The 24,872-nt window shown below is 58.2% G+C and carries 24 protein-coding genes; 13 read left to right on the top strand and 11 right to left on the bottom strand.

Annotated features, from left to right (window positions below; translation table 11 throughout):
* Nucleotides 1-326: 326 nt before the first annotated feature.
* The 7 genes from VFQ24_14450 to pyrE all read left to right on the top strand — a co-directional run bounded on the left by VFQ24_14450 (nucleotide 327) and on the right by pyrE (nucleotide 6,128).
* Complete coding sequence (locus VFQ24_14450) at nucleotides 327-1,085, top strand: sterol desaturase family protein (protein ID HET9179554.1); 759 nt, start codon at nucleotides 327-329, stop codon at nucleotides 1,083-1,085.
* Entirely contained in the window at nucleotides 1,082-1,861 is a 780-nt protein-coding gene (locus tag VFQ24_14455; GenBank protein HET9179555.1) for an SDR family oxidoreductase, read from the top strand. The genes VFQ24_14450 and VFQ24_14455 overlap by 4 nt, the downstream gene beginning before the upstream one ends.
* Before the next feature lie 120 nt (nucleotides 1,862-1,981).
* Nucleotides 1,982-2,875, top strand: coding sequence for a hypothetical protein (locus VFQ24_14460; GenBank protein HET9179556.1), 894 nt, complete (start codon nucleotides 1,982-1,984; stop codon nucleotides 2,873-2,875).
* 177 nt (nucleotides 2,876-3,052) lie between these two features.
* Complete coding sequence (ruvX, locus tag VFQ24_14465; GenBank protein ID HET9179557.1) at nucleotides 3,053-3,508, top strand: Holliday junction resolvase RuvX; 456 nt, start codon at nucleotides 3,053-3,055, stop codon at nucleotides 3,506-3,508.
* Nucleotides 3,505-4,584 (top strand): endolytic transglycosylase MltG, encoded by a 1,080-nt coding sequence (gene mltG / locus VFQ24_14470; protein ID HET9179558.1) that lies wholly within the window; start codon nucleotides 3,505-3,507, stop codon nucleotides 4,582-4,584. The genes ruvX and mltG overlap by 4 nt, the downstream gene beginning before the upstream one ends.
* Nucleotides 4,585-4,776: 192 nt before the next feature.
* Nucleotides 4,777-5,544, top strand: a complete 768-nt coding sequence (gene pyrF, locus VFQ24_14475; GenBank protein HET9179559.1) for an orotidine-5'-phosphate decarboxylase — start codon at nucleotides 4,777-4,779, stop codon at nucleotides 5,542-5,544.
* Nucleotides 5,541-6,128: an orotate phosphoribosyltransferase gene (gene pyrE, locus VFQ24_14480; protein HET9179560.1), complete on the top strand. Its 588-nt coding sequence runs from the start codon at nucleotides 5,541-5,543 to the stop codon at nucleotides 6,126-6,128. Before pyrF ends, pyrE begins: the two co-directional genes overlap by 4 nt.
* 71 nt (nucleotides 6,129-6,199) lie before the next feature.
* Here pyrE and VFQ24_14485 read toward each other — a convergent pair whose 3' ends face one another.
* The 11 genes from VFQ24_14485 to rsmA all read right to left on the bottom strand — a co-directional run bounded on the left by VFQ24_14485 (nucleotide 6,200) and on the right by rsmA (nucleotide 18,939).
* The gene (locus tag VFQ24_14485; GenBank protein HET9179561.1) at nucleotides 6,200-7,477 is read right to left on the bottom strand and encodes a dihydroorotase; all 1,278 of its coding nucleotides are present in this window, start codon (nucleotides 7,475-7,477) and stop codon (nucleotides 6,200-6,202) included.
* 771 nt (nucleotides 7,478-8,248) lie between these two features.
* Nucleotides 8,249-8,923, bottom strand: coding sequence for a ribonuclease HII (locus tag VFQ24_14490; GenBank protein ID HET9179562.1), 675 nt, complete (start codon nucleotides 8,921-8,923; stop codon nucleotides 8,249-8,251).
* Between the two features lie 65 nt (nucleotides 8,924-8,988).
* Nucleotides 8,989-9,345 carry a 50S ribosomal protein L19 gene (gene rplS / locus VFQ24_14495; protein ID HET9179563.1) on the bottom strand — a complete coding sequence of 119 codons (357 nt, stop codon included), beginning with the start codon at nucleotides 9,343-9,345 and terminating at the stop codon, nucleotides 8,989-8,991.
* Nucleotides 9,346-9,579: 234 nt separating this feature from the next.
* Nucleotides 9,580-10,362 carry a tRNA (guanosine(37)-N1)-methyltransferase TrmD gene (gene trmD, locus VFQ24_14500; protein HET9179564.1) on the bottom strand — a complete coding sequence of 261 codons (783 nt, stop codon included), beginning with the start codon at nucleotides 10,360-10,362 and terminating at the stop codon, nucleotides 9,580-9,582.
* Nucleotides 10,363-10,492: 130 nt separating this feature from the next.
* Nucleotides 10,493-11,083 (bottom strand): ribosome maturation factor RimM, encoded by a 591-nt coding sequence (rimM, locus tag VFQ24_14505; protein HET9179565.1) that lies wholly within the window; start codon nucleotides 11,081-11,083, stop codon nucleotides 10,493-10,495.
* A gap of 38 nt (nucleotides 11,084-11,121) precedes the next feature.
* Complete coding sequence (locus VFQ24_14510) at nucleotides 11,122-11,352, bottom strand: KH domain-containing protein (protein HET9179566.1); 231 nt, start codon at nucleotides 11,350-11,352, stop codon at nucleotides 11,122-11,124.
* Nucleotides 11,353-11,476: 124 nt separating this feature from the next.
* Entirely contained in the window at nucleotides 11,477-11,710 is a 234-nt protein-coding gene (rpsP, locus tag VFQ24_14515; protein HET9179567.1) for a 30S ribosomal protein S16, read from the bottom strand.
* A gap of 110 nt (nucleotides 11,711-11,820) precedes the next feature.
* The gene (gene ffh / locus VFQ24_14520) at nucleotides 11,821-13,176 is read right to left on the bottom strand and encodes a signal recognition particle protein (GenBank protein HET9179568.1); all 1,356 of its coding nucleotides are present in this window, start codon (nucleotides 13,174-13,176) and stop codon (nucleotides 11,821-11,823) included.
* Between the two features lie 572 nt (nucleotides 13,177-13,748).
* Complete coding sequence (locus VFQ24_14525; GenBank protein HET9179569.1) at nucleotides 13,749-16,130, bottom strand: DNA translocase FtsK; 2,382 nt, start codon at nucleotides 16,128-16,130, stop codon at nucleotides 13,749-13,751.
* A 232-nt stretch (nucleotides 16,131-16,362) separates the two neighbouring features.
* Nucleotides 16,363-18,054 carry a ribonuclease J gene (locus tag VFQ24_14530; GenBank protein ID HET9179570.1) on the bottom strand — a complete coding sequence of 564 codons (1,692 nt, stop codon included), beginning with the start codon at nucleotides 18,052-18,054 and terminating at the stop codon, nucleotides 16,363-16,365.
* An 87-nt stretch (nucleotides 18,055-18,141) separates the two neighbouring features.
* The gene (gene rsmA / locus VFQ24_14535; GenBank protein ID HET9179571.1) at nucleotides 18,142-18,939 is read right to left on the bottom strand and encodes a 16S rRNA (adenine(1518)-N(6)/adenine(1519)-N(6))-dimethyltransferase RsmA; all 798 of its coding nucleotides are present in this window, start codon (nucleotides 18,937-18,939) and stop codon (nucleotides 18,142-18,144) included.
* A gap of 146 nt (nucleotides 18,940-19,085) precedes the next feature.
* Between rsmA and glgA the strand changes: the two genes are divergently transcribed.
* The 6 genes from glgA (at nucleotide 19,086) to VFQ24_14565 (ending at nucleotide 24,795) form a co-directional block, all read left to right on the top strand.
* Nucleotides 19,086-20,564: a glycogen synthase GlgA gene (gene glgA, locus VFQ24_14540; protein ID HET9179572.1), complete on the top strand. Its 1,479-nt coding sequence runs from the start codon at nucleotides 19,086-19,088 to the stop codon at nucleotides 20,562-20,564.
* Nucleotides 20,565-20,593: 29 nt separating this feature from the next.
* Nucleotides 20,594-20,923 carry a thioredoxin gene (trxA, locus tag VFQ24_14545; GenBank protein ID HET9179573.1) on the top strand — a complete coding sequence of 110 codons (330 nt, stop codon included), beginning with the start codon at nucleotides 20,594-20,596 and terminating at the stop codon, nucleotides 20,921-20,923.
* A gap of 151 nt (nucleotides 20,924-21,074) precedes the next feature.
* Nucleotides 21,075-22,403: an adenylosuccinate synthase gene (locus tag VFQ24_14550; protein ID HET9179574.1), complete on the top strand. Its 1,329-nt coding sequence runs from the start codon at nucleotides 21,075-21,077 to the stop codon at nucleotides 22,401-22,403.
* A 42-nt stretch (nucleotides 22,404-22,445) separates the two neighbouring features.
* Nucleotides 22,446-23,684 carry a gephyrin-like molybdotransferase Glp gene (gene glp, locus VFQ24_14555; GenBank protein HET9179575.1) on the top strand — a complete coding sequence of 413 codons (1,239 nt, stop codon included), beginning with the start codon at nucleotides 22,446-22,448 and terminating at the stop codon, nucleotides 23,682-23,684.
* A 32-nt stretch (nucleotides 23,685-23,716) separates the two neighbouring features.
* The gene (gene moaC, locus VFQ24_14560) at nucleotides 23,717-24,211 is read left to right on the top strand and encodes a cyclic pyranopterin monophosphate synthase MoaC (GenBank protein HET9179576.1); all 495 of its coding nucleotides are present in this window, start codon (nucleotides 23,717-23,719) and stop codon (nucleotides 24,209-24,211) included.
* Nucleotides 24,212-24,309: 98 nt separating this feature from the next.
* Nucleotides 24,310-24,795, top strand: a complete 486-nt coding sequence (locus tag VFQ24_14565; protein ID HET9179577.1) for a MogA/MoaB family molybdenum cofactor biosynthesis protein — start codon at nucleotides 24,310-24,312, stop codon at nucleotides 24,793-24,795.
* Nucleotides 24,796-24,872 lie beyond the last annotated feature (77 nt).

A 24,872-nucleotide genomic window follows, 5' to 3' on the forward strand; every position in this document is an offset into this window, starting at 1 on the left:
ATCCATTCTATCTGATTTCCATCTAAAAGCTATGCAGAGCAGCCCCCGGCCAGTGTCGTCATCTTTCCAACGCACATGGCTGCAGGCGGCCCCACAACGAGGACAGCTTGCCTATAGAATCCCGTGCGTCACTGATCTCAATCGCGGTCATCTGGGTTGAGAACGACCGTATTGATGATGTCGTGACGCCGGGGTAAAATCTACTGATTGTAACTGAACAATCGGGCCGCATCCCTGGAAAACCACGCAGGCGCAGGAAAGTAACGGTGATTTTGCTGGTGCATCTACTGATGGAGATGGCGAGACCTTGCAGGCTGAGAGGATGAATGGTAAAGATCGCTTCAGGGGGAACCGTGGCAACTGAACAGCGTGAACACCGGCTGGCACATTCCGATGTGCCGTTTGGCGTCTATAAGCGCCAGCAGGCCCGCATTTCCCGGCATCGACTTTACCCGATGACAGTTTTTTACACCTTATATGCACTTGTGGTCCTCTTCTTCGCGCTGCGCTCGCCACGCCCTTTGACGGCGATCATTTTCTACGCCTGCGGCCTGCCGATCTGGACTTTCGTGGAATATCTGTTCCACCGCTTTGTGCTGCACGGACGCTTCGCTCCCGGCAAAGGAATCATCCGCAAGTTCCTGCACGAGCGTCTGGATCCGCTCCACTGGGAACACCATGCGCGGCCTTTCGACGGGCATCATATCAATGGAGAGCTCCGCGACCTGCTCCCTTTGTTCTTTGTTGCCGCGCCGGTCAGCCTTCTCGCTCCGGTCTACACGCTTCCAGTCCTTTTGGCAGGGGTGGTGCAATGCTATGTGGTCGAGGAATGGGTCCACCACTCGGTGCATTTTTATAACTTCCGAAGTCCTTACTTCCGTTATATCAAACGGCACCACTTTTACCATCACAGCCCGAAAGGCATGGAAAAGGGGTATGGCCTGACCAACGGCTTCTGGGATATCGTTTTCAAGACGCGTTATTCCGGCCCGGTGCGGGCAGCTCTTTACCACGGAAAGCGTTCTGCAGCCCCGCGTACAAACGCCCGGAACCCACAAACTGCGGCCTCCGAGCTTGAGGCATGAGACCTCCCTTCTATTCACTGATTACGGGCGCCTCCAGCGGCATCGGAGAATGCTTTGCGCGTGAGCTTGCTGGGCGTGGGAAAAATTTGCTTCTGGTCGCCCGATCGAGTGACAAACTGGAGGCGCTGGCAAGCGAACTCAAGCGCGCACACAGCATTCTCGCCGAACCTTTGGCGATGGATTTAGGCGAACCCGGGGCAGGCGAACGCCTGGCTCTGCAGGTTGGCGCGCGCGGGCTAGGGATTGATCTCCTCATCAATAATGCCGGCTTCGGCGCTCGCGGGAGATTCTGGGAACTGCCCCTCGACAAACAAACGGCCCTGATGCGCCTTCAAATCGAGACGCTGATGGAGTTGACTTTTCATCTTCTGCCGGGAATGATTGAGCGGCGAAGTGGCGGAGTCATCAATGTTTCGTCGATGACAGGTTTTCAGCCGATCCCCTACGCCACAGCATACGCAGCCACAAAGGCCTTTATGAACAGCTTCTCGATGGGGCTTCGGGAAGAGTTGAGGCCTTACGGGGTGGCTGTGGTGACGCTCTGCCCCGGCGGCACTCGGACCCATTTTGTGAACGTTGGCGCGAGCGAGGGACGGCACAAATTCCCTGGCGGCCCGCAGCCACCAGAGGAGGTGGTGACGGACGCCCTCGACAAGCTCCAGCGCGGCGGCGGCCTGGTTGTGCCGCGCTTTGTCAACAAGGCCAGCATTTTTGCGCAACGGTTCCTGCCTCGCGAAACCATCGCCAAAGTGCTGGCCAGGATGAGCAAAACCTGACCAGGAGCAGATCACTTCGCAATTAGCTGGAGTCACCTCAGAGTTGTTTTTATTCCCCATAGTCTATAGTGTTAGTCTTGCCTTTGGAGTGTGCGGAACATCGGACCCAGGAATGTTGTTATGAGTGAAAGGGAAGACGGCGTGTCCTGGCTGCACAGGCTGGGGAGTCTCATCGCGGTCCTGACGTTTTTCCTTTACGTGACGGGGGCGCTCGGGTCGAGCGCTGGGCAGGCGCCCAACGGTTCCCCAGGTAAGTCCGCGCATGCCGTAATGGTTCTGGCTGTTGCGGTAACCGCATTGACCGTTCTTTTCGTTTGGCGGTTGTGGAAGAGCAATTCGCCACGTTACCTGAAAAACCTGGGAGCCATAACGGTCGCTGTACTTCTTTTACTGGCGCTTGTGGAACTGGGTCCCGTGCCCAATCTTTTTCCCGCAGCAGCAGCGGTTGGCTACACATTCGGCATTCTGACCTTTTTCTGCCTAACGGTATGCCTGGCACTGTTTACGCGGACCGACTGGCGATGGGATGAGCCGAAAGCACCAGACCTCGCCTCCCCCTCCATCCGGCAAGTGCTGGTTTTCACAACAACGGCAGTGTTCGTAGAGCCATTCCTGGGAAGGGCCTTCCGGGAACAGGCCATCGGGATTGCGCCGCACCTGGTACTGGGAATTGCCGCCATGGCCGGCTCGCTATGGGTCCTGGAAATGGCGCTGACCAAGTTTTCGCACCTGCGCGCATTCAAGATCTCGGCAGTCTTCCTCGCGGAAGTGGTTGGCTTGCAGCTTTTCTTCGGGATCGTATCCTACAGCATGGCCCTCAACGGGCGCGCTGCTCCCGGAACCCAGCCGGGGCTCTCGGTGATGAATGCCACTCATGCTGCAGTAGGCGCGCTGGTCCTGGCGACGAGCCTTTTTGTTGCCTGCCAGGGGTTCAAGTATTTTGCGCCCGCAATGTCCGAAGTTTCTTCCGCAATTTTGAATGATCATCAACAACCGGAACCGAGGGATGGCTGAACAGTTTCCAGGCTTGCTGATTTCGAGTGGCACCGGAACTGTCCAACCGCAATTCGCTTATTGCTAGCGGCCCATCGAGGCATCGCGCGGCACGGTGTATCATAAGAGGCAGTGAAAGCCAGAGGGGCAGCCAGGAAAAGATCTACAGGGTTGCTTTCCGCCCCACAGGAAGGAAGCTTGCCGGCACGGGTATTGGCGATCGACTTTGGTCTCAGGCGCATCGGGCTGGCTGTTTCTGACACCCTGGGCATCACGGCACAGGGGATCCCAACTCTTCAGCGAACTGCCGTGCGAAAGGACATCGAATATATACGCGCTGTAGCCCGGGAGTATTCCGTCGGGAGAATCATCGTTGGAAACCCAATCGGCCATGCCGGCAAGGCGACTTCAATGTCGCGTCACGCGGCAGATTTTGCCAAAAAACTGGGAGACCGTTCGACCTGCCCGGTGGAGCTTTGGGACGAGCGATTGACCAGCGCGGAGGCCAACCGCATGCTCAAAACGGCGGGCATCAGCATCAACAAACGCCGACAGGCGGTTGACCGGGTGTCGGCTGTGCTGCTCCTCCAGAACTACCTGGACCACCATGCCAACCTGGCCGCACAGAATGACGCCGGTGGAGGCCGCCCTTGAAGAAACGGGTCTTCGCGCTCGTCATCCTTCTAGTTGTCGCCGGTCTCGCCGCTGCAGGTGTTGAAATTCTGCGCCCTTATCGCGGTCATGCCGGTCAGGTCATCGTTGAGATTCCACCGGGAACACAGGCGCCGGAGATTGCGACCCGGCTGGCGAAGCAAGGCGTGATCTCCCATCAGTGGCCATTCCTCCTGATCTATGGCGCAGGCCGGTGGCGTTATCATGTCAAAGCAGGTGAGTACCTGTTCGACCGCCCTCTGCGGCCGCTGGACGTCTATCGCAAACTCGTTCGCGGTGAAGTCTATTTCCGCTCGGTCGTTATTCCTGAAGGCTCCAACCGCTTCGATATCGCGCGAATCCTGCAAAGAAGCCTCGGGACCGACCCTGAAGATTTCCTGCGGGTCACCGAGGAAGCGTCTCCGATCCATGACCTCGATCCGAAGGCGCAAACGCTCGAGGGATATCTTTTTCCGGACACCTATCGTTTTGAATTCCACCCCACGACGGCACGAATCGCCTTGACCATGCTGGCGCGCTTCCGGACGGTTTTGCGTCAGAGCTTTCAAAAAGACCTCAACCAGTCGCATGAGAACCTCCATCAGGTGCTGACGCTCGCGTCCCTGATTGAAAAAGAAACCCCGGACCCCGACGAGCGCCCCATCATCGCTCAGGTTTTCGGGTTGCGCTTGCAAAAAGGGATGCTTCTGCAGTGTGATCCTTCCGTGGCGTATGCTGCCGAGATGGCCCATTTGCCGCCGGCGCCCATCACAGAAAGCGACTTGAATCTGAAGTCGCCTTATAACACGTATGTCCACACCGGGCTGCCTCCGGGCCCGATCTGCAATCCGGGAAGAGCTTCCATTCTTGCAGCGCTTCATCCTGCTTCCACGGACTATCTCTACTTTGTCAGCAACAATCACGGCGGCCATCAATTTGCCAGAACGCTTGCGGAACACCAGCGCAACGTGGCGCAGTATCGAAAACAGGCGGCCGCGCTCCGGCACATCGAACCGGACGAAGCGGGAACATCGCAACAACGCGCACACACAATTAAGGCAAAAAAGCGGCAACGCTAATTCCTCCGCCGGTGAGGTGTGACACGAAACCAAGGCGCGCGAATCATCTGGTGATACTGCGAGCGGCGCCATCCGGCGCGGGCCTGCGTGCTCGAGAAGGTTTTTCCATTTAGTTTTTCTTCGAGACAATTTACAATCCCTGTTTACCCGTTTTTCAGTCTGCATGCCAGCGTTCGATGAAACGAGTCCTATTTGAAAAAGGAGATTGCAGTGCAGGTCCGAGACAAGCTGATTGTTGCGCTAGATTTTAGCACCGCTGAGGCCGCCACGCAGATGACGGACAAACTGCGCGGCCGCGCCGGCATGTTCAAAGTCGGGATGGAGGCATTCACCGCGGAAGGTCCGATGCTGGCCCGGTATCTGGTCGATTCGGGAGAAAAGGTGTTCCTCGATCTGAAGTTTCTTGACATCCCCAATACCGTTCGCGGCGCCTGCCGGGTGGCGGCGAATATGGGAGTCACGCTGCTGAACGTCCACGCCCTGGGCGGAAGAAACATGCTGCGTGCGGCGCTCGATGGAGCCGCGGAAGGCGCAACCGGAAGTCGGCCCCGTCCGCTGGTGCTCGCCGTGACCATCCTCACCAGTCTGGCTGCCGGAGACCTGGATGAAATGGGCATCGCCGGCCCTCCCGAGAGCGCCGTTCTTCGCATGGCGCGCCTGGCGCAGTCCGAGGGGCTGGACGGCGTAGTGGCATCTGCACGAGAAGTTTCCGCTCTACGCAAAGAATGTGGGCCGGAGTTTGTGATTGTTACTCCGGGCATCCGGCCCGCGGGTGCTGCTGCAGACGATCAGTCCCGTACCGCAACGCCGCAGGCTGCTCTCGATTCCGGAGCAGACTATCTGGTTGTCGGCCGGCCCATCACTGCGGCCTCCGACCCGGCCGCAGCGGCAGAAGCAATCCTGGAGGAGATGCGCAAATCCTCCGGACATATTCCAAAATCCTCAGAGGGCAGTTCATGACTGAAGACGACATTCTCAAAATCTTCCGCGAGCATTCCGCCCTGCTGGAGGGGCACTTTATCCTTTCGTCAGGGCTCCACAGCGACCGCTATATCCAGTGCGCGCTGGTGCTGCAACATCCCCGAGTGGCAGAGCAGTTGTGCGCCGAATTGCGTCCCAAACTGGGTGGACTCGGAGCAAAGACCGTTGCGGCGCCCGCTCTGGGTGGAGTGATTGTGGCGCACGAAGTTGCCCGAGCAATGGGGCTGAGGGCGCTGTTTACCGAACGGCAGAATGGCGAGATGACGCTTCGGCGCGGCTTCCACCTGGAGCCGGGCGAGCCGGTAATCGTTGTAGAAGACGTCATCACTACCGGAAAATCCACCCGTGAAACCGCTGATTGCGTTGAAAGCGCCGGCGGCAAAGTGGTCGGCATCGGCGCGCTCATTGACCGCAGCGGCGGCAAGGTTGAGTTTGGCGTTCCCAAGGCTGCACTCGTCACTCTCGATGTGAAGACCTGGGAGCCTGACGATTGCCCCCTCTGCGCGGAGGGCAAGCCCGCCGTAAAACCGGGCAGCCGCCCTGCAGCGCCTAAGCGTGCTTAGCAAGCTCAACCGGCAGCGCCGACGCCCGGAAACCCACAATCACCCGGGACACTACCTGGCGCGAGAAGCGATCAGCGCCGGTAGACCACCCGGCCCTGAACGATGGTGGCCGTCACGGCGCCCTGAAATGCCCATCCGTCGAACGGCGAGTTGTGGCTCCTGGAGCGGCCGGCGGCGGCGCTATAGGTCCATTCGAGTTTTGCATCAAACAGGGTGAGATCTGCAGCCCCGCCCAGCCGGATGCGGCCAAGCGGCTGGTTAATGATGCGCGCCGGCTTCGAGCTCATCAACGCGATCAGGCGGCCAATCGAGATCGTTCCGGAATAGACCAACCGTTTGAGACCCAGCGCCAAGGCCGTCTCGAGTCCGGTTACCCCGAACGGCGCTTCGGCCATGGACCGCGATTTCAACTCACCTGCGTGCGGCGCGTGGTCAGTGGCAATCGCATCAACAACGCCGTCACGAATGCCATCGAGAAGAGCTTCCACGTCGTCGTTCTTGCGAAGAGGAGGATTCATTTTGGCATTGGTCCCGCAGCGCGCGACGTCTTCATCGATCAGCGTAAAGTGATGGGGCGTAACTTCACAGGTTACTTTTAACCCGCGCTCTTTGGCTTCACGCACGAGCTGGATGCCGCCCGCCGTTGACAGGTGGGCCACGTGCAGATGTCCTCCGGTGGCTTCCGCAATTTCAATATCCCGGGCAATGCAGCCGTCTTCAGCGCCGTTGGGGATCCCGCGCAGACCCAGCGACCGTGAGTGTACACCTTCATTCATCACTCCGCCGGCGCTCAGCTCCGGTACTTCACAATGGTCGATGACAGGCGCGCCCAGGCCCTTTGCTTTTCCGAGGGCTTCCCTCATCAACGCGGCTGTTTTTACTGGCTTCCCGTCATCTGAAAATCCCACCGCCCCAGCAGCCATGAGCGCCTCAAAATCGGTCAGCCTTTCACCCTGGCTGCCTACGGTTACCGCCGCAATGGGAAAAACGCGCGCCAGTTTCAATTCCTCAGCGCGGCTGACGAGTTGGCGCGTTAGCTCCGGATTGTCATTGACAGGGCGGGTATTGGGCATGGGGCACACAGCCGTGAAGCCGCCCGCCACCGCGGCACGAAGACCGGTTTCGAGCGTCTCTGAAATTTCTCCGCCCGGCTCGCGAAGGTGGACATGAATGTCCACGAAACCCGGCGCAACAATCTGTCCGCCGGCATCGATGATTTCGTCAGCAGAGGCGGAAAGGTGCGGAGCGATTTCACGAATCTCGCCCTCTTCAAGCAACAGGTCCATTTCGCCGTCCAGATTATCTTCCGGCGAAACCACACGTCCGCTACGAATCAGCAATCGAGCCACTGGAATGACCTCAGGCTACCCGTATATCACAAGCATAACATCGGCAGGGCGAAGTTTTGGAAGGCAAGACGTTTCAAAATCAACTGCGCTGACTGCAAGGAAGCCTTGCCAGTCAATCGGGTCCGACGCGGGAGATCAATGATGGGAGCAAACGAGGGGCGATTCCGCGACTGCAAAACAGGCTGGAAGTCCGGGAATTTTCATTCTGAGTTCGCTGTGGTTCGTTTCGGTCCCGTTTTTCCGCCATCTTTTATTTTCAATGAGATCGGTAGCTTCGTTTTCCGGTTTGTTCCGGTTTGTTTTTGGGACATTTCCGTTTGTTTTCAGCAACTTCTCCGGTTTGTTTTTCAAAAAACGTATTTTCTTGTCCCATTTCGTGTACTTTTAGTCCCGGAAAAGCTCGCGGCTCGCAGGCACTGAAGGAAGACTACCATGCTAGGCCAGTGCTTGTCAAGCAAATTCGGCGGGAGAGGCTGGAAGTCAGAAGTCAGGAGCGGCGGGATCAGCGCTGCAGAATTTGCTGATGGGGGTGGCGCAGATATCGATTTTTGATATCAGCGTTCAGCGAAGCTGAGTGGGTTTACGACATGCGGTGCAGTCTTCCCATGGCTTGCAACATGGGCTAAAGGCTTCCGCCTCTGATGGGGGCTGGGAAGGACCACACGGACCTCAAAAGTGGCGGCCCTCGCTACTGGCTATCCGCTGGCTTCTGGGACATTCGGCGGGCTGCATACATTCCAAACTCCGGAACGACCGCAGCATTGTGGCGGTTCAGGCGAGGCCAAACGGCAGGCGGGGAGTGAGAACGTCTTTCACGGGCTGGTAGGTGCGGCGGTGTTCGGGACAGGGGCCATAGCGTGCCAGAGCGTCCAAGTGCTCCGGCGTCCCGTAGCCTTTGTTTCGGGCCAGGCAGTACTGCGGGTATTTGCGGTCAAGGCGTTCCAGATGCAGGTCCCGCTCGACCTTCGCCAGGATGGAAGCTGCTGCAATCGACACCGAGCGCGCATCGCCGTGGATGAGGGGCCAGTAAGGGATGGAGAAGCCCGGCCTGCGGCCATTCTGCAGCGGCATGGCGTCAACCAGCGCAAACTCCGGCAGCGGATCGAGCGCCACCAGGGCCCGGACCATCGCCTGCCGGGTGGCTTCATACACGTTCAGAGCGTCAACTTCTTTTGCCGGCACCGAGATCACCCGCCAGCAGACGGCCTTGTGGCGGATTTCCTCCGCAAAGCAGAAACGCGCCTGCGGGGAGAGCTTTTTTGAATCGTTCAGTCCGGGAATGGGCTGCGCGGCGTCAAGAATCACGGCCGCGACGTATAAAGGGCCAAGGAGCGAGCCCCGCCCGGCCTCATCGGTGCCCGCGACCACACGTATCCCGCGGCGAAGCAGGCAGAACTCAAGCCGCGAGGAACATTCCAGGTCTTCGGGTGTACACAGTCGCGGCATGAAATGACGACCTGAGTTTACTCGAAATAGGGCGGCGGGAAAGCCTGCCGCCCTCGCCGTGCCGATTAACCTTCGCGCTCCGTGCGGGCTTCGCGGATGCGCGCAGCCTTGCCGCGCCGCCCGCGCAGATAACCCAGCTTGGCGCGGCGGACCTGGCCGGACTTGATCCGCTCAATCTTCTCGATGACGGGCGAGTGCAAGGGAAAAATACGCTCGACGCCATGGCCGAAGGAAATCTTGCGGACAGTGAAGGTGGAGTGGTTTTGCGCGCGGTGCTGTCCCATGACGATGCCTTCAAACACCTGGATCCTCTCCTTGTCCCCTTCCTTGATCTTCACGTGTACCCGCACCGTGTCACCCGCATGGAAGTGCGGCATGTCCTTCTTCAACTGTTCCTGTTCGATCTTTTCAACGATACTCATTGTAGTGACGCTCCATCTTCTAACAGGTTGTTGAAAAACTCACATTACGTGCCATTCCGAGGGCCGATGGTCCTTCTCGACCCGAGGAACCTGTTCTGGGTCCAGTAGATTGAGAGAAGCAGATTCCTCGCTTCGCTCGGAATGACGCCCTTTCGAAACGTTTTTCAACAACTTGCCAAATAAAAATTCGTGTGATTTCTGCTCACATCTTCAGGCCATAGCCGCCGGATGAATTCAGCCCTGCCGGGACGTAACGGTCAGCCAGGGCGCCTGGGACAAGCCTTTCAGGACCTGCCGGTCCTCCCCGTCCAGCGGGAGAGCGGCCAGCAGTTCCGGCCTTTTCCGCCACGTTTTCTCGAGCGCTTTCCGCCTGCGCCAGCGGCGAATTTCCTCGTGGTCACCCGAGAGCAGCACGTCCGGAACGCGCAGCCCTCTGAACTCCGCGGGCCGGGTGTAATGCGGCCAGTCAAGAACGCGACGGCCGGGCATCCTTTCCTCGCCGAAGGAATCCTGAACAACCGACTCCTCATTGCCGAGAACGCCCGGCGTCAGCCGCGCGACGCATTCCATGACGACGGCAGCAGCGATCTCGCCGCCGCTCAAAACGTAATCTCCGATGGACAGCTCGTCCGTCGCCAGGCCCTCTGCCACACGCTCATCCATGCCCTCATAGCGCCCGCAGACCATAACGATGCGCGAGTGCCGGGAGAGTTCTTCAACCACCGGCTGCCGCAACAACCGGCCCTGTGGGGACAACAGAATAACCGGAAGCTCTTCTCCCGGCTGTTCTGATTTTATCGACTCCACGGCACGAAAGATGGGTTCCGGCTTGAGAACCATTCCCGGCCCGCCACCAAACGGACGATCATCAACCGTACGATGGCGATCTTCTGTGAAATCTCTCAGGTCGTGCAGCCGGACCGCAAGCTGGCCGCCGGCCGCGGCCCGTTTCAAGACGCCGTGGGCCAAGATGCTCCCGAAAAAATCCGGGAAAATGGTGACAACATCAAATTGCATGGGTTCCTATTTCGCACGGCCATCCCGTTCGCTTCGCTCGGGGCGTGCCTGGCCGTGTCTTTTCATTGCACACGGGCGAGGGCGCCCGTGCCCACAATTACTGAGCCGCCACCCCGCGTGATGACGCCCCTCACTCCGGATTCAGATCCAGAAGGTCTTCCGGAGGTTCGATAACGATCAGCCCGGACCCGGGGTCGATCAGCTTGCAAATCGACTCGGCAAAGGGAACCAGGACTTCCCGGGAACCATGCGCAACGTGGAGCAGGTCCGCTCCTGCTGTGCGCTCAATCTCGGTCACCGTTCCCAGAGGCTTGCTTGTCTCGCCGCTTTCGACCATCACCTGGCAGCCCACAAGTTCCCACACGTAATACTGCCCGTCCGCAAGAGCAATTCTCTCCTCTGCCGGAAGCAGAACCAGCCGTCCCCGGAGCGCTTCGGCATTATCAATGGAGCCGATGCCGGCGAGCTTGAGCACCACCTTACCCTTGTGCAGCCAGGCGTCTTCAACGGCTATCGCGCGGGGAAGATGGCCAGGCTGGTCGATAAAGACGCGCTGAAGGTCCCGGAACCGGGCTGGGAAATCGGTCAGGATCTCCGCCGAGACTTCCCCTTTGCGTCCCTGCGGACGCACCACACGCGCGATGGCAATGAAACCCGGCGCGTCAGCTACGGCAGCGTGTGTTGCTCGCGGAGCCTGCTGGCGCGACGCGGAGTCACTCATCTTGTCCCCGATGCTTGCCGGATGCGCCGTCACTTACGCTATTCCAGGATTTCAAGGGTAAAACGCTTCTTGAGTTTCATCCCGGCAGCCCCGAGAATGGTCCGAATCGACCGGGCGGTCCTCCCCTGCTTGCCGATTACTTTCCCAAGATCCGAGGGATGGACTCGAAGCTCCAGGACAGTGATCTGCTCCCCTTCCACCGGCCGGACAGTAACCTGGTCGGGATTATCCACTAGCGCCTTAGCAATCGCCTCAATGAGGTTCTTCATTTCCACTTGGTCCCTCCTGCCGAACTGACTTTTGCTCCAGCTGTTGAAGAAGAGTTCTTGGGAAACCCAAATGGTGGACCCTGTGCCATGGTGAGGCGAACCGCACGGAACTTTCTGTCTTCTGCTACCCTGACTTCTTCAGAAGGCTCCGCACTGTCTCGGACGGCTGAGCGCCTTTACCCAGCCAGTAATCCACGCGGTCTCGTTTCAAGACCAACTCAACAGGATTTCTCCGCGGGTTATAGTGTCCTACAATTTCCACAAACCCGCCGTCACGTGCTCGCTCCCGTTCAATCACCACAACTCTGTAACTCGGTTTTTTGTTAGCTCCCGTCCGAGCCAACCGTATTCTTAACAATCGTCCTCCCTGCCATTCAAATTAATCGGCGGCCACGGGCCAGCCGTCTTTCCTCAACCCGTTCATGAACACAATCGCAAAACCTTCCATCTTCCCTGAATTCCTGGCGCTCAGGAAGCCGGTCCGCCCATCCCGGAAGGCAATTTCAGGCGACCCAACTGTTTTCCCAGCAGGCTGGCGCTCATGGTCTTCATCATCTTCCGCATCTGAACATACTGCTTCAGCACCTGATTGACCTGCTGAACGGTGGTCCCACTGCCGCGCGCGATGCGCTTGCGGCGCTTTCCGTTGATGATGTCGTGGCGGCGCCGCTCCTTGTCGGTCATGGAATTGATGATCGCCTCGATCCTGAACAGCTCCTTCTCGTCCACCTGGACCTTGCCGATGTTCTTCAGCATGCCCACCTTCGGAAGCATGCCCAGCATCTGGTCGAGCGGGCCAAGCGAACGCATCTGGGCCAGTTGGTCGCGGAAGTCCGAAAGCGTGAACGAATCCGACTGCAGCTTCTGATGAACTTCCAGAGCTTTTTGTTTGTCGATTTTTTCTTCCGCTCTCTCGATGAGCGACAGGATGTCACCCATTCCCAGAATCCGCGAAACAATACGGTCCGGGTAAAAGACATCCAGGGCGTCATACTTTTCGCCTACGCCGATAAACTTGATGGGCTGGCCGGTCACATGCCGGATGCTGAGCGCGGCGCCGCCCCGCGCATCTCCGTCGAGCTTGGTGAGGATGACGCCCGTGGCGCCAAGTCTTTCGTGGAATTCCTGCGCGCTCTTGACGGCATCCTGTCCCACCATGGCATCAGCAACCAGGAGGACCTCGCTCGGCCGCAGGGTTGACCGCAATTCAGTGACTTCCTTCATCAATGGCTCATCGATGTGCAGCCGCCCGGCCGTATCGACAACCAGGACGTCGTGCCCGCGGTCGGCGGCGTCTTTTCTTGCCGCCCTGGCCAGTTCAATGGGAGAATCGATGCCGGCCCCTGCAAAACAGGGAATGCCAATCGCCTCAGCGATCACCGCCAACTGTTCGCGCGCCGCCGGCCGGTAAACGTCAGTCGAAACCAGCATGGGACGCCGCTTTTTCTTGCTCAGCCAGAGGGCCAGCTTCCCAGAGGTGGTTGTCTTGCCGGAGCCTTGCAGCCCTACCATGAGCAGGACCGTGGGAAACTCTTTTGAAAAAGTCAGCAGTGAGGCGTCACGCCCAAGGATATCAATCAGTTCGTCTCGTACGATGCGCACCACTTCCTGCGCGGGCGTAAAGGTGGCGCCAATTTCCTCGCCCAGGGCGCGGACCCGCACCCTCTCAAGCAGCGCCTTGACCACATTAAAGTTGACGTCTGCTTCCAGCAAGGCCATGCGCACGTCACGCAGCGTCTCGTCAATGGCCTCCGGGGTGAGATTACCCCTGCCGCGAAGGTTCTTGAACGCCAGTTGAAACTTGTCCTGTAGGGCCTCGAACATCTACTTCCTCGCACACCTTCTTTTACAGTCCTGCCCCTGATTCACATCCGGCCTTAACCGGAGGCAATCCAAGGGCAAAATGATTTATCTTATTTTACGATACCCTGCAGGTCAAGGAAAGCCTCCCGTTCGTTTTGTCTACTTGCTTAGAGGTTAAAAAGGTTAACAGTTGTCAGGTTAAGCTAATTTTTAGGCCAGGAAACCGCTTCAAAAGCCGTCTGTGGAAAAAGCGCCACAAATGTCAGTCTGAACCCGCAGAGCGGGAGAAGGTCCTGCTTTTAACGCCGAGAAGCCAAAACGGCAGATTCCTCGCCGCCCGCCTTGGCGAGGCTTCTTGGAATGACAGGGTTGAGTCCGCAAGCGCCTGAAATAACTGAAAAAGCGACCCGATGCTCCTGGATAGAAGTGGCGCCGGACTTCAGCCCGGTATTTTCGGTTTTACCGCTTGTGCCGACCCCGCCCCGGCAGGGCCGGCGCTACGAAAACCTGAACAGAAAAACTCCGCCGCCAACCTCGCCAGCCATTGAACTTTTGGACTCTTCTAAGCGGGGCATTTCGATGCTTGCGACGGGTCAGCGAAGGGGTTCATCCATTTCCCGCACCCAGTCAGGGCGCTTCAAGACCTCGCGGGGCTTGGAGCCATCCGGAGCGCTGATGATCCCATCGCGCTCCATCAGGTCAAGCAGCCGGGCGGCCCGGCCGTATCCCAACCGCAGGCGCCGCTGTAAGAGCGAAGTGGATGCCTTGCCGGATTCCACCACCACGCGAACTGCGTCCTCGTAAACCGCATCCAGTTCTGAAGAATCAGTTTCGTCATCCAATTCCGCGCCGCGATCATCCTTGTCGCGTACAGGTTTGAGGAACTCTTCGTTGTATTGCGGCTCGCGCTGCTGTTTGCACCATTCAACGACCTTATCGATCTCTCTTTCGGTAACCAGCGCACCGTGCATGCGGACCAGCCGGGCGGTGCCTGGCGGCAGGCAAAGCATATCGCCGCGGCCCAGAAGGGCTTCCGCGCCATTCGAGTCGAGAATCGTCCGGGAGTCCACCTTCGAGGCCACCCTGAATGCGATGCGCGAAGGCAGGTTGGCCTTGATCAGGCCGGTGATGACGTCAACTGAGGGGCGCTGGGTGGAAAGTATCAGATGGATTCCCACCGCGCGCGCCATCTGGGCAAGGCGCGTGATGGATTCCTCAACGCCTTGGGGTTCAACCATCATCAGATCCGCAAGCTCATCGATAACAATCATGATGTAAGGCAACGGACGGCCGCGCTCCGGGTCGGTCTCAAAAAGATCCAGAGTGGAGCTGTCATCAAACAGATTGTTGTACTGCTCGATGTTCCGCACGCCCTGTTCGGCCAAGAGCTTCAGCCGCCGCTCCATCTCCATGGTGGCCCGGCGCAGAACGTTGGCGGCCTGCTTGGGCTCCGTCACAATGGGGGTAAACAAGTGCGGAATGCCTTCGTAGAGGTTCAACTCCAGGCGTTTGGGGTCGATCAGGATCACCTTGACTTCATCGGGCGTCGACTTGTAAAGGATGGAGACGATAAAGGAGTTGATTGCGACGCTCTTCCCTGTGCCCGTTGAACCGGCAATCAAAAGGTGCGGCATCTGGGCCAGGTCGGCAACGCGTATCTTACCGGTAATGTCTTTGCCAAGCGAAAGGACCAGCTTGGATTTGTGGCCAGTAAACTCGCTCGACTCGATCGTCTCCCGCAGGTGGATGGTTTCGCGACGCGCATTAGGGACCTCGATGCCCACAGTGGATTTGCCCGGAATCCGCTCAATCAGGATGGATTCAGCTTTCAGGGCCAGGCAAAGATCGTCCGCCAGGTTCACAATGCGGCTGTACTTGATGCCGGCTTCCGGCTTGAATTCATACGTGGTGACGACCGGGCCGGGATGGATCTGGGTGACCGTGCCGGTAACCCCAAACTCAGCGAATTTCTGGGTCAGCCGGAGCGCCCGCTCTTTCAGCTCATTCTCGTCGATCCTCTCTTCGGCGTCGGGAGGGTGCAGCAGAGTGGTGCTGGGCAGCTTGTATCGGCCGCGTCCGCGCGCGGGGGCCTTTGGAGGCTTGGGCGCCACCTCTTCTGTTTCCACGTCCCGGATTTCGGAAACGCGCTCGATTATCTCTGGTTCCAGTGAATCAAGCCCATCCACCTCCAGCGCCGAGGCCGGTTGACCGGCTGCAATACCGTCGTTCCTGGCTTCCGCGCGAGACGAGGGTTGGCGATCCTGCTGCGTCACAACAGGCAGGCTGCGCGCAGCCTTTTTCCGCTCAATCTGGAGCCGCAGGCGCTCGGCCCGGCGCCTTTCTCGCCAGTCTTCCCAGCGGGCAACCAGTCTGCCCACAAAAGCAAAGCGTTTTTGAAGGATGGCCAGCAGGGCTGAAAAAGAAAAACGGGTGACGAGGAACAGAGAAGTCAAAAACAGGGCGCCGGCAACGATCGCGGCTCCCAGGGGATTCAAGAGATTGATCAGGCCGATCGCCACCAGGTAGCCCACCAGGCCGCTTCCCTGGATCACTCCGTTGATGCGCGGAGTATAAGGAAACAGTTGCAGCAGTGCGCCCAGTGACAAGATCAAGAGCAAAAATCCAAACACTTTAGTACGTGGCGCCTCGAGGGATTTTCTCCAGACCAGTCTGACACCAGCAAAGAAAAGAGCGAGGGGAACCAGATAAGCCGTCCAACCCAGCAATTGCTCCAGAACATCGGCGCCGTAAGCCCCGATCAGACCAATCCAGTTGTGGATGGCTCCCGAGGCGCCCCCACTGGTATCAAGTGAAGGATCGCGGGGAAAATAGGAGACCAGACTGCACAGAGCCAGCAGGCCCAGGATCACCAGCAGAAAACCTACCAGCTCAGAGAAACGCGCTGAGCCGATCAGAGGATGGCTGGAAGACCCTTTGGCGTGGTCCTTTTTGGAAGCTGAAGAGGAGGTTGGCATGCGCCGAAATCTCTCCGGGAAAGCCCCTGGCTGCGGTTACCCTCCGTCGCAGGTTTGTGGCTCTGGGAATCAATTTCACCGTGTTTAGAGCTCAGTGCCGGATGAGGTGGCGCAACCCCATCTGATGGAAGATACTACCATGCCCGGAGCAAGACAGCAACCAACGAAAATCCAAGTCTTTCAGGGTCAGGCGAACATGCAAAGCGTCTTTGGGATCTGGAAACCGGTGCCCTCACACCTCGAGGACCACAGGAAGGACCATGGGCCGCTTGCCGGTTTCCTGGTCAAAATGGCGGCGCAAAGCGGTCCGGATCTTCTCCTTGATAACGCCCCAGTCGGCAATCTCTTCGGTGTTGGAGACCTCGATGGTCTTGAAAATCACCTGGCGGGCGCTTTCCACCAGGTCCTTCGCCTCCTCCATTGGAATAAAACCGCGCGAAACGATTTCGGGGGGCACCTCAAGCTGCCCGGTATGCTCATTGATCGCCAGAATCGGGATGACGATACCGTCTTCAGAAATGTGCCGTCTTTCCTTGAGGATGACGTCGCCCACCTCGTCCAGCGTTCCGACATCAATACAAACGCGGCCCACGGGAACACGCTCGGCTTTCTTTGCCCCATCGGCTGAAAATTCCAGCACGTCGCCGCTTTCCAGCAGAAACACGTTGTCCCGCGGGATGCCTACCCGCTTGGCCGCCTCCGCGTGCTGGAAAAGCTGGCGATATTCGCCATGGATCGGCACGAAGTATCGCGGCCGAACCAGATTGAGCATCAGGCTGGACTCCTCCGCGCTTCCATGCCCGGAAACATGAACGGGGGGCTGGCTGCCATCGTCGTAATGGATGTGAGCTCCCCTGCGGTAGAGGTGGTCAATCATGCGGAAAATCGACTTCTCGTTGCCCGGAATTACGCGAGCGGAAATCACCACCTCATCGCCGGGCTCGACGGTAGCCCACTTGTGGCGATTGACTGCGACCCGCGGAAGCGCTGCCATCGGTTCGCCCTGGCTGCCGGTTAACACCACGACCACCTTTGAGCGCGGAAGATTGCGGAGTTCCTGCTGCTCGATCAGCAAACCCGGCGGAAGCTCGAGTTTTCCCATCTGCTGGGCAATGTGCGAAATCTGGAGCATGCTGCGCCCCAGAAAGCAGAGCCGGCGGCCGCGTGCATGGGCGAGCTCCGCCACAAGCTGCAGCCGATGGACGGAAGTTGAGAAACAACTGATCAGGACGCGCCCTTCGGCCACCGTCATAATTTCAGAAAGCCGTTCACGGACGGCCCGTTCCGAAGGCGTGATGCCGGGGCGCTCAACGTTGGTGGAATCGGAGAACAGCGCCAGGACCCCTTTTCGCCCGTAATCCGCGAGCGTGTGCAAGTCGCTTTGCCGGCCGTCCATCGGAGTCGGATCGAATTTGAAATCACCCGTGTGGAGGATGGTCCCGGCAGGCGTTGTGATGGCGAGCGCGCCCGACTCAATAATGCTGTGAGTGAGGTGAATAAACTCCACGTGGAACGGCCCGATGTCAAACGGCGTGGCGGGCTTCATCTCACGCATCTCGACGCTCTCTTCGAGCCCGTGCTCCACCAGTTTGGCTTTCGCCAGCGCCAGGGTGAATGCCGTTCCATAGACGGGAGCGTCGATCTCATCCAGGACGTAAGGCAGCGCGCCAATGTGGTCTTCGTGGCCGTGGGTGAGAAGAATGGCCCTGATCCGGCCTTGAATCTGTCGAAGATAAGTAATGTCGGGAACAATGATGTCAACGCCAGGCAGTTCGGAATCCGGGAACATCACGCCGCAATCAACTACGACGGCATGATCGCCATACTCGAAGACCATCATGTTCATGCCGAACTCACCGAGGCCGCCGAGTGGGATGGCTCGTAACTTATTATGAGAGTTTGAGATGTCAGTTCCTCCTCGTATTCGTCAGAATCTTATCATAGCTCCGTGAAGTTCGGAGAGTCGACACCGGCTGGCGTGAATTGACCCCTCGCGGCGCACCCCGCTGGCCTAGCGGACCCTTGAAAAAATCGAGATGAATTGTTCAAGCGAGAGCTCTTCAGCACGGACACTCAGGGGCAGCGCAAGCCGGTTGAGTTGAGCTTCGATTTCCTGTCGTGAATACATCGGAACAAGGCAATTCAGGAGCTTTTTTCGCTTGAAGGCGAACGACTGCTTCAGGAATCCGAGGAACTCCTGCTCGTTTTCCGGACGAATGCCACGCCTGCCCGCGTGCATCTCAAAGCGGACAAAGGCTGAGTGAATCTTGGGCGGCGGAGAGAAAGCGCCCGGAGGGACATTGAAAACCACGCGGGCGGAACTGTAGAAGCGTGTGAAGACCGTAAGATAGCCGTAATCGCGCGAACCGGGCTGCGCAACCAGGCGGTCTGCAACTTCGCGCTGCACCAGCAACCCCATGGCGCGAACCTGAACCGCGGATGCCAGCACATGGTGAATGATGGGGGAAGTAATGTAGTAAGGCAGGTTGCCAAATAAATAGCACTGTTCCATTTTCTTGCGACGGCATAAGTCTCCGAGGTCCGTGAGGAGAATGTCGCCGTGAACGATCTCGACGCTCGGAGATTGCCGGAACTTCTGCCGAAGCTCATCCACAAGTTCACGGTCTATCTCAATCGCCACCACGCGCTGAGCACGAGAGGCCAGCAACCCTGTCACGGCGCCATGGCCCGGGCCAACTTCAATGACAAGCTCGCGGGAGTTCAGATCCAGCGCGTCCGCAATGCGCAAGCAATATCGAGCATCGGAGAGAAAGTGCTGTCCCAGCTTCGGCCGATGGCGTTTCATCATAAAAATTCAGCGGCGCCGCAGCGCGACTAAGGCGAAATCACGCTCGTTATCGGCTGCCGGGTTCGAATCCAATACCTTGACTTTGCCGATTTCATACTCTAACTTAGCCTATTAAGTCGGTGTAACAAATTCAGTGGATTAGCACAATGAAGATAGTTTTTGTTGCGTCTGAAGGTGTGCCCTATTCGAAAACGGGAGGGCTGGCTGATGTTGTAGGCGCACTGCCCAAGGCGTTGGCGTCACTCGGTTACGAAGTAGAGACCTTTCTTCCTCGTTACAAACTCACAAAACCTGGGACCGCTGTCCCGGGCGCCGGAAGTATAACCGTTCCGCTCTCCGGCGGCTTTAAGTTCGCTTCGATCCAGATTGCCGGCTCCGCCAACGGCGTCCGAACGTATCTGATGGATTGTCCGGAATTGTTCGGCCGTGACCAGCTTTATATGGACAAAGGCAAGGATTATCCCGACAATGCCGAGCGTTTCGCGGCATTTTCAATGGGCGCGCTGGAATTCATCAAGCGCTCTTCCCCTGCGCCGGCGGTGATTCACTGCCACGACTGGCAGTCTGCCATGGTCCCGATCTATCTTCGCAGCCTTTACGCAAACGATCCGTTCTACGAAAACACCTCCGTGCTGTTCACAATTCATAACATCGGGTATCAGGGACTTTTCCCTCCCGAGATTATGCCTCGAATATCCATCGATAAGGACCTCTTCAAAATCGAGGGCCTGGAGTACTACGGCAAGGTGAATCTGCTAAAGGGTGGAATCGTCTTCTCAGACTTCGTTTCCACGGTAAGCCAGAAATATGCCCAGGAGATCCAGACTGACGAATTCGGGCACGGACTTGAAGGCGTGTTGCGAAGCCGCGCCGACCACCTGACGGGAATTTTGAATGGGGTCGATTACGAAGACTGGAACCCCGCCACGGACAAATTGATTGAGGCAAATTACGGGCCTGAGGACATGCGCGGAAAGGACGTTTGCAAGAGGGCCCTGCTTGAAAAGCTGGGGGCGCACAATTCCGCAATGGACCGCCCGGTGATCGGCATCGTGTCGCGGTTTGTACGGCAGAAGGGGTTCGACCTGATTGCGAAGGTCGCCGATGAGCTGATGAGGGAGGACCTTTACATCGCGGCGCTCGGGACAGGCGAGCCCGAATACGAAGAACTGTTCCGCACGCTTTCGGAAAAATATCCGGACAAATTCCTGGTGAAAGTGGCCTATGACAACACTCTGGCACACCAGATTGAGGCCGGCGCCGATATGTTCCTGATGCCTTCCCGCTATGAGCCTTGCGGACTCAATCAAATCTACAGCATGAAATATGGTACAGTGCCCGTGGTGAGGGCGACCGGCGGCCTGGATGATACCGTTCAGCCTTTCGACGGCGAAAAGGGAACGGGATTCCGTTTCCGGCAGTATTCACCCGTCGCCTTGCTCGCATGCCTCCAACGAGCGATTGCCACCTTCCGGGACAAGGATGCGTGGTCCAGGCTGCAGCAAAACTGCATGCGGGAAGATTTTTCATGGACGCAATCGGCCAGGCGTTACGCGAGCCTCTACGAAAACCTTTACGCCACCAGGGCCCAGCGAGCAGCGTCCAGCGTTATTTCGTATTCTTAGATTTCGTATTCCCCTGGAGGAGTCAACCGATGGCCGGAGGTAACATCCTGGAGTTTAGTGACCAGAATTTTGAGCAGGAAGTCCTGAAGTCCGACAAGCCCGTGCTCGTCGATTTCTGGGCCGAATGGTGCGCTCCCTGCCGCATGATTTCGCCGGCGGTGGAAGCAATCGCCGGCGAGTACGCAGGACGGGCGAAAGTTGGAAAGCTGAATGTGGACGAGAATGTCTCGGTAACTAGTCGCTACAATATCCGAAGCATTCCTACGCTGCTGGTTTTCAAGAACGGGGAAATCAAAGACCAACTCGTCGGGACCACGTCGAAAGACACTCTCGCCAGGCTGCTGGACAAGAATCTGTAGCCATGCCGGGCCCGAACACCGGCAGGACCCGGACATCCTTGAAAACTTTGTTCCGCTGCTCCCGAACAGAGGTACGATTTCCCGCGTCAACCGGCCCATCGGTCCCCGCAATCAGGCTACAATGCGACGAAGAAGGCAGACATCTAAAGGTATGAAGACGAGCGAGGGAAGTGCCAACGTTGCCATCGTCGGTCTCCAATGGGGTGACGAAGGCAAAGGCAAGATTGTCGATACTCTTTCCGAACATTTTGACATTGTCGCCCGCTATCAGGGCGGCGCCAATGCCGGCCACACGGTGGTTGCGGGAGATAAGAAGTACATTCTGCAACTGGTTCCCACTGGCATCCTTCGGCCGGGGAAGATTGCGGTCATCGGTCAGGGAGTCGTCGTTAACCCTGAGGCTTTGCTCCATGAGCTCGAGGGACTTGAAAACCAAGGCATCAATGCCCGCGATAGGCTTAAAATCAGCGACCGCGCCCATCTGATCATGCCGTACCACCGTAGCCACGAAGTTGCCGCGGAACAGGCGCGGGGCGTGGGAAAGATTGGAACGACGGCCAAGGGAATTGGCCCGACTTACGAAGACAAGTCCGGCCGGCGGGGGTTGCGTACGGGCGACCTCTGCAATCCCGAAGCGTTTCTCCGCAAATGCAAGGCCGTGCTCTCGGAAAAGGACAGAATAGCTTCAGCACTGTTCGACGACACCCCTTTTGGCGGCGAGGACTGGATTGAGGAGTATATCGAGAAGGCCCGCGAACTGCTTCCGATGCTGGTTGACACTTCGGATTATCTCAATAGCGAAATTGACCGCGGCAAGCGCATTCTGTTTGAAGGGGCGCAAGGCACTTTGCTCGACATTGATCACGGCACCTATCCGTTTGTAACATCGTCAAGCGCCTCGGCGGGAGGAGCATCGACCGGCACAGGAGTGGGACCAACCCGGATTGGGGCGGTTTTGGGTGTGTCAAAAGCGTACACAACCCGGGTGGGCAGTGGGCCCTTTCCAACCGAGATCATGGGCGACGGCGGCGAAGAGTTGAGAGCGAGAGGAGGCGAGTACGGCGCCGTCACCGGGCGCCCGCGCCGCTGCGGCTGGTTCGACGTGCCGGCAGCACGCTATGGCGCACGACTCAATGGGCTTAGCGCCATGATCATCACCAAGCTCGACATCCTGGATACTCTGGACGAAATTCCGGTGGGCATGGAATACGAATACCGTGGGAAACGGTTCACCAGTTTTCCTGCTGATGTCGATGTCCTCGATGAGCTCAAGGTTCACTATCGCGTCCTCCCCGGCTGGAAACAGTCAACCTTCGGCCTGAAGGAATTTTCAAAACTTCCTCAAAAGGCCCAGGACTACCTGCATTTCCTTTCCGATCAGGTCGGCGTGGAAATCGCGATGGTCTCAACGGGACCCGAGCGCGAACAGGCTATCTGGTGCGACGAAACCCGGGCGGCTAACCTCATCTCTTCAAAATAGCCCCGATTCCGGTAGAGGCTTTGTGCCGGCGAGCAGATTCCGATGAATCCCGGCGAATCTCCAGTCACAAAGATGCTGAGCTTTGAACAGGCGCTATCGGAGGTTGAGGCCAGGCTCGCAGCAGCCGCCCTCGCTCCCGCGCTGGAAGTTGTGCCCCTCAGCCAGGCATGGGGCCGCGTCCTTGCAGAAGACGTGAGCGCCGATCGCGACTATCCTCCCTTTAATCGTTCCACGCGCGACGGCTTCGCCGTACGCTCCTCAGACGTTGAACACGTGAACGCCGTGCTCACGCTCGTTGGTGAAGTGCGGGCTGGAGAACATTTCGATGAAGAAATTGCGTCCGGACATTGTGTTTCCATCATGACGGGAGCTCCGCTGCCCGCGGGAACGGATGCCGTGGCGATGGTTGAACATACCCGGACCCAGGGCAACAAGGTCGAGATCGAAAGGCCTGTGGCTTCTTTCGAAAATGTCGTTCGCAAGGGAAGCGAAGCCCAGGCGGGACAGGGAATCCTGGCAAAGGGCAGGCGAATTCGAGCGGGCGAGATTGGGCTGCTCGCGTCCATCGGCAAAGGTAGTATTGCCGTTTCTGTCCGCCCGCGAGTCGCAATTATCTCCACGGGAGACGAAGTGGTCCCAATTGACCGCCGGCCCGAGTGGTACCAGGTGCGCAACAGCAACTCGGCTATGCTGGCGGCAGTTGTAACTGCTGCGGGCGCGAATCCCTGGGAAATCGGTATTGGACCGGACAGCAAGGAAGCGCTGCGGAGCCTCATCGAGAACGCGTTGGAAGCCGACATGCTCCTGCTGAGCGGCGGCGTCTCCATGGGCAAGTACGATTTGGTTGAAGACGTACTCGCAGATATGGGCGCGGAATTTTATTTCCGAAGTGTCGCCATACGTCCCGGCAAGCCTCTGGTTTTTGGCCGCGTCCGAGGTAGATTTTTTTTTGGGTTGCCAGGCAATCCCGTTTCTGGTTTTGTGACTTGTACTCTTTTCGCGCGGCCTGCGATGGGCGCTTTGATGGGAGGCGCGTTTGAGCGTCCCGGTTTTCTCCGCGCGAGGCTGGCAAAATCGGTGCATCATAGAATAGGGTTGACAACCTTCATGCCGGCGCGGATTGAAACACGGAATGCGGAGCCCATCGTCGAGCTTGTGGGATGGCAGGGATCGGGCGACCTTGTGGGAGTTGCGGAGGCCAATGGCTTTCTGGTGGTCCATCCGGAGCAGCCACCGCCCGCCGCAGGGGACTGGGTGGATGTGCTGCCGATGGCAAGCTAGAAAATCATAGCTCGGACACAGAGGCAGGATAGTTGAAGAAGAAAAAAGCTTCCGCAAAAACGAAGACCTTGAGCCACTATGACCGCGCAGGACGGGCGCGCATGGTGGACGTTTCCACAAAGCCGGCAAGCCACCGGCAAGCCCTCGCCAGCGTGCTGGTCAAGATGAAACCTCAAACACTGAAGAAGATCAAAAATAATCCCAAGGGTGATCCGCTGGAGATTTCGCGGATCGCTGGAATTGCCGCGGCCAAGCGTACGCCTGAGCTGATTCCGCTTTGCCATCCACTGCTGCTGAGTCACATCGACGTTCGCGCGGAGTTCTGCAAGAATGGCGTCTCCATCACGGCGGCCGTCCGCTCGACAGGATCAACGGGCGTCGAAATGGAAGCCTTGACGGGCGCCGCGGTCGCAGCCCTGACGGTGTATGACATGTGCAAGGCCGTCGATCATGAAATTGAAATCACGGAGTTAAAGCTGCTCTACAAGAGCGGCGGCAAGTCCGGCGAGTTCCGGGCTTCGAAGTAAGGCAACCTGCTCGCGGGAATGAATGATGGTCCGGTGGAAGCATGCTGGAGGCCGACGGCAGTAATCCTGTGGTGAATTCAATCAGTCCAATGAAACATATTTTCCAGGCAAGAATTCTGGTGTTGAGTGACCTGGCCAGCCGCGGAGAGCGGGAAGACCAGTCAGGCCCCGCCGTCCGCGAGATTCTCGAGTCTCACGGCTGGCAGGTAACCGCACTCGAAGTGCTGCCGGATGAATTTGATCAGATCCGCGGCCGTCTGGAGGCCTGGACGGATTCCGAAGACTGCGATGCCGTCTTCACTTCCGGCGGAACGGGCATCGGGTCGCGAGACGTAACCCCGGATGCCACTCGCGAGGTAATCGAAACCGAAATCCCTGGCCTGGCTGAGCTGATGCGCGCCGAGGGGGTAAAGAGCACTCCGCTCGCAGCTCTCTCGCGCGCCATCGCCGGAGTGCGGAACCGCAGGCTGATTGTAAACCTTCCCGGAAGCCCGCGCGGCGCCCGTGAATCGCTCGAGAGCATCATCGAGGTCCTTCCCCACGCCATCGACCTCATCCAGGGACGCACCGGGCACTCCGAATAGCCAGTTCGCTGCTGTCCGATTCAGCGTCTATCGCCTGCGCGAGCACCGGGTGTAAGATTTTGGCATCAAACTTCAAT

The sequence above is a fragment of the Terriglobia bacterium genome, assembly GCA_035712365.1.
Taxonomy (GTDB): Bacteria; Acidobacteriota; Terriglobia; order UBA7540; family UBA7540; genus SCRD01.

What these genes read in the sequence shown, in the direction of transcription:
- VFQ24_14450 (HET9179554.1), top strand. Translation starts at nt 327, where the DNA reads ATGGTAAAGATCGCTTCAGGGGGAACCGTGGCAACTGAACAGCGTGAA.
- VFQ24_14455 (HET9179555.1), top strand. Translation starts at nt 1,082, where the DNA reads ATGAGACCTCCCTTCTATTCACTGATTACGGGCGCCTCCAGCGGCATC.
- VFQ24_14460 (HET9179556.1), top strand. Translation starts at nt 1,982, where the DNA reads ATGAGTGAAAGGGAAGACGGCGTGTCCTGGCTGCACAGGCTGGGGAGT.
- pyrE (HET9179560.1), top strand. Translation starts at nt 5,541, where the DNA reads ATGACTGAAGACGACATTCTCAAAATCTTCCGCGAGCATTCCGCCCTG.
- VFQ24_14490 (HET9179562.1), bottom strand. Translation starts at nt 8,923, where the DNA reads ATGCCGCGACTGTGTACACCCGAAGACCTGGAATGTTCCTCGCGGCTT.
- rplS (HET9179563.1), bottom strand. Translation starts at nt 9,345, where the DNA reads ATGAGTATCGTTGAAAAGATCGAACAGGAACAGTTGAAGAAGGACATG.
- trmD (HET9179564.1), bottom strand. Translation starts at nt 10,362, where the DNA reads ATGCAATTTGATGTTGTCACCATTTTCCCGGATTTTTTCGGGAGCATC.
- rimM (HET9179565.1), bottom strand. Translation starts at nt 11,083, where the DNA reads ATGAGTGACTCCGCGTCGCGCCAGCAGGCTCCGCGAGCAACACACGCT.
- VFQ24_14510 (HET9179566.1), bottom strand. Translation starts at nt 11,352, where the DNA reads ATGAAGAACCTCATTGAGGCGATTGCTAAGGCGCTAGTGGATAATCCC.
- ffh (HET9179568.1), bottom strand. Translation starts at nt 13,176, where the DNA reads ATGTTCGAGGCCCTACAGGACAAGTTTCAACTGGCGTTCAAGAACCTT.
- VFQ24_14525 (HET9179569.1), bottom strand. Translation starts at nt 16,130, where the DNA reads ATGCCAACCTCCTCTTCAGCTTCCAAAAAGGACCACGCCAAAGGGTCT.
- rsmA (HET9179571.1), bottom strand. Translation starts at nt 18,939, where the DNA reads ATGATGAAACGCCATCGGCCGAAGCTGGGACAGCACTTTCTCTCCGAT.
- glgA (HET9179572.1), top strand. Translation starts at nt 19,086, where the DNA reads ATGAAGATAGTTTTTGTTGCGTCTGAAGGTGTGCCCTATTCGAAAACG.
- trxA (HET9179573.1), top strand. Translation starts at nt 20,594, where the DNA reads ATGGCCGGAGGTAACATCCTGGAGTTTAGTGACCAGAATTTTGAGCAG.
- VFQ24_14550 (HET9179574.1), top strand. Translation starts at nt 21,075, where the DNA reads ATGAAGACGAGCGAGGGAAGTGCCAACGTTGCCATCGTCGGTCTCCAA.
- glp (HET9179575.1), top strand. Translation starts at nt 22,446, where the DNA reads ATGAATCCCGGCGAATCTCCAGTCACAAAGATGCTGAGCTTTGAACAG.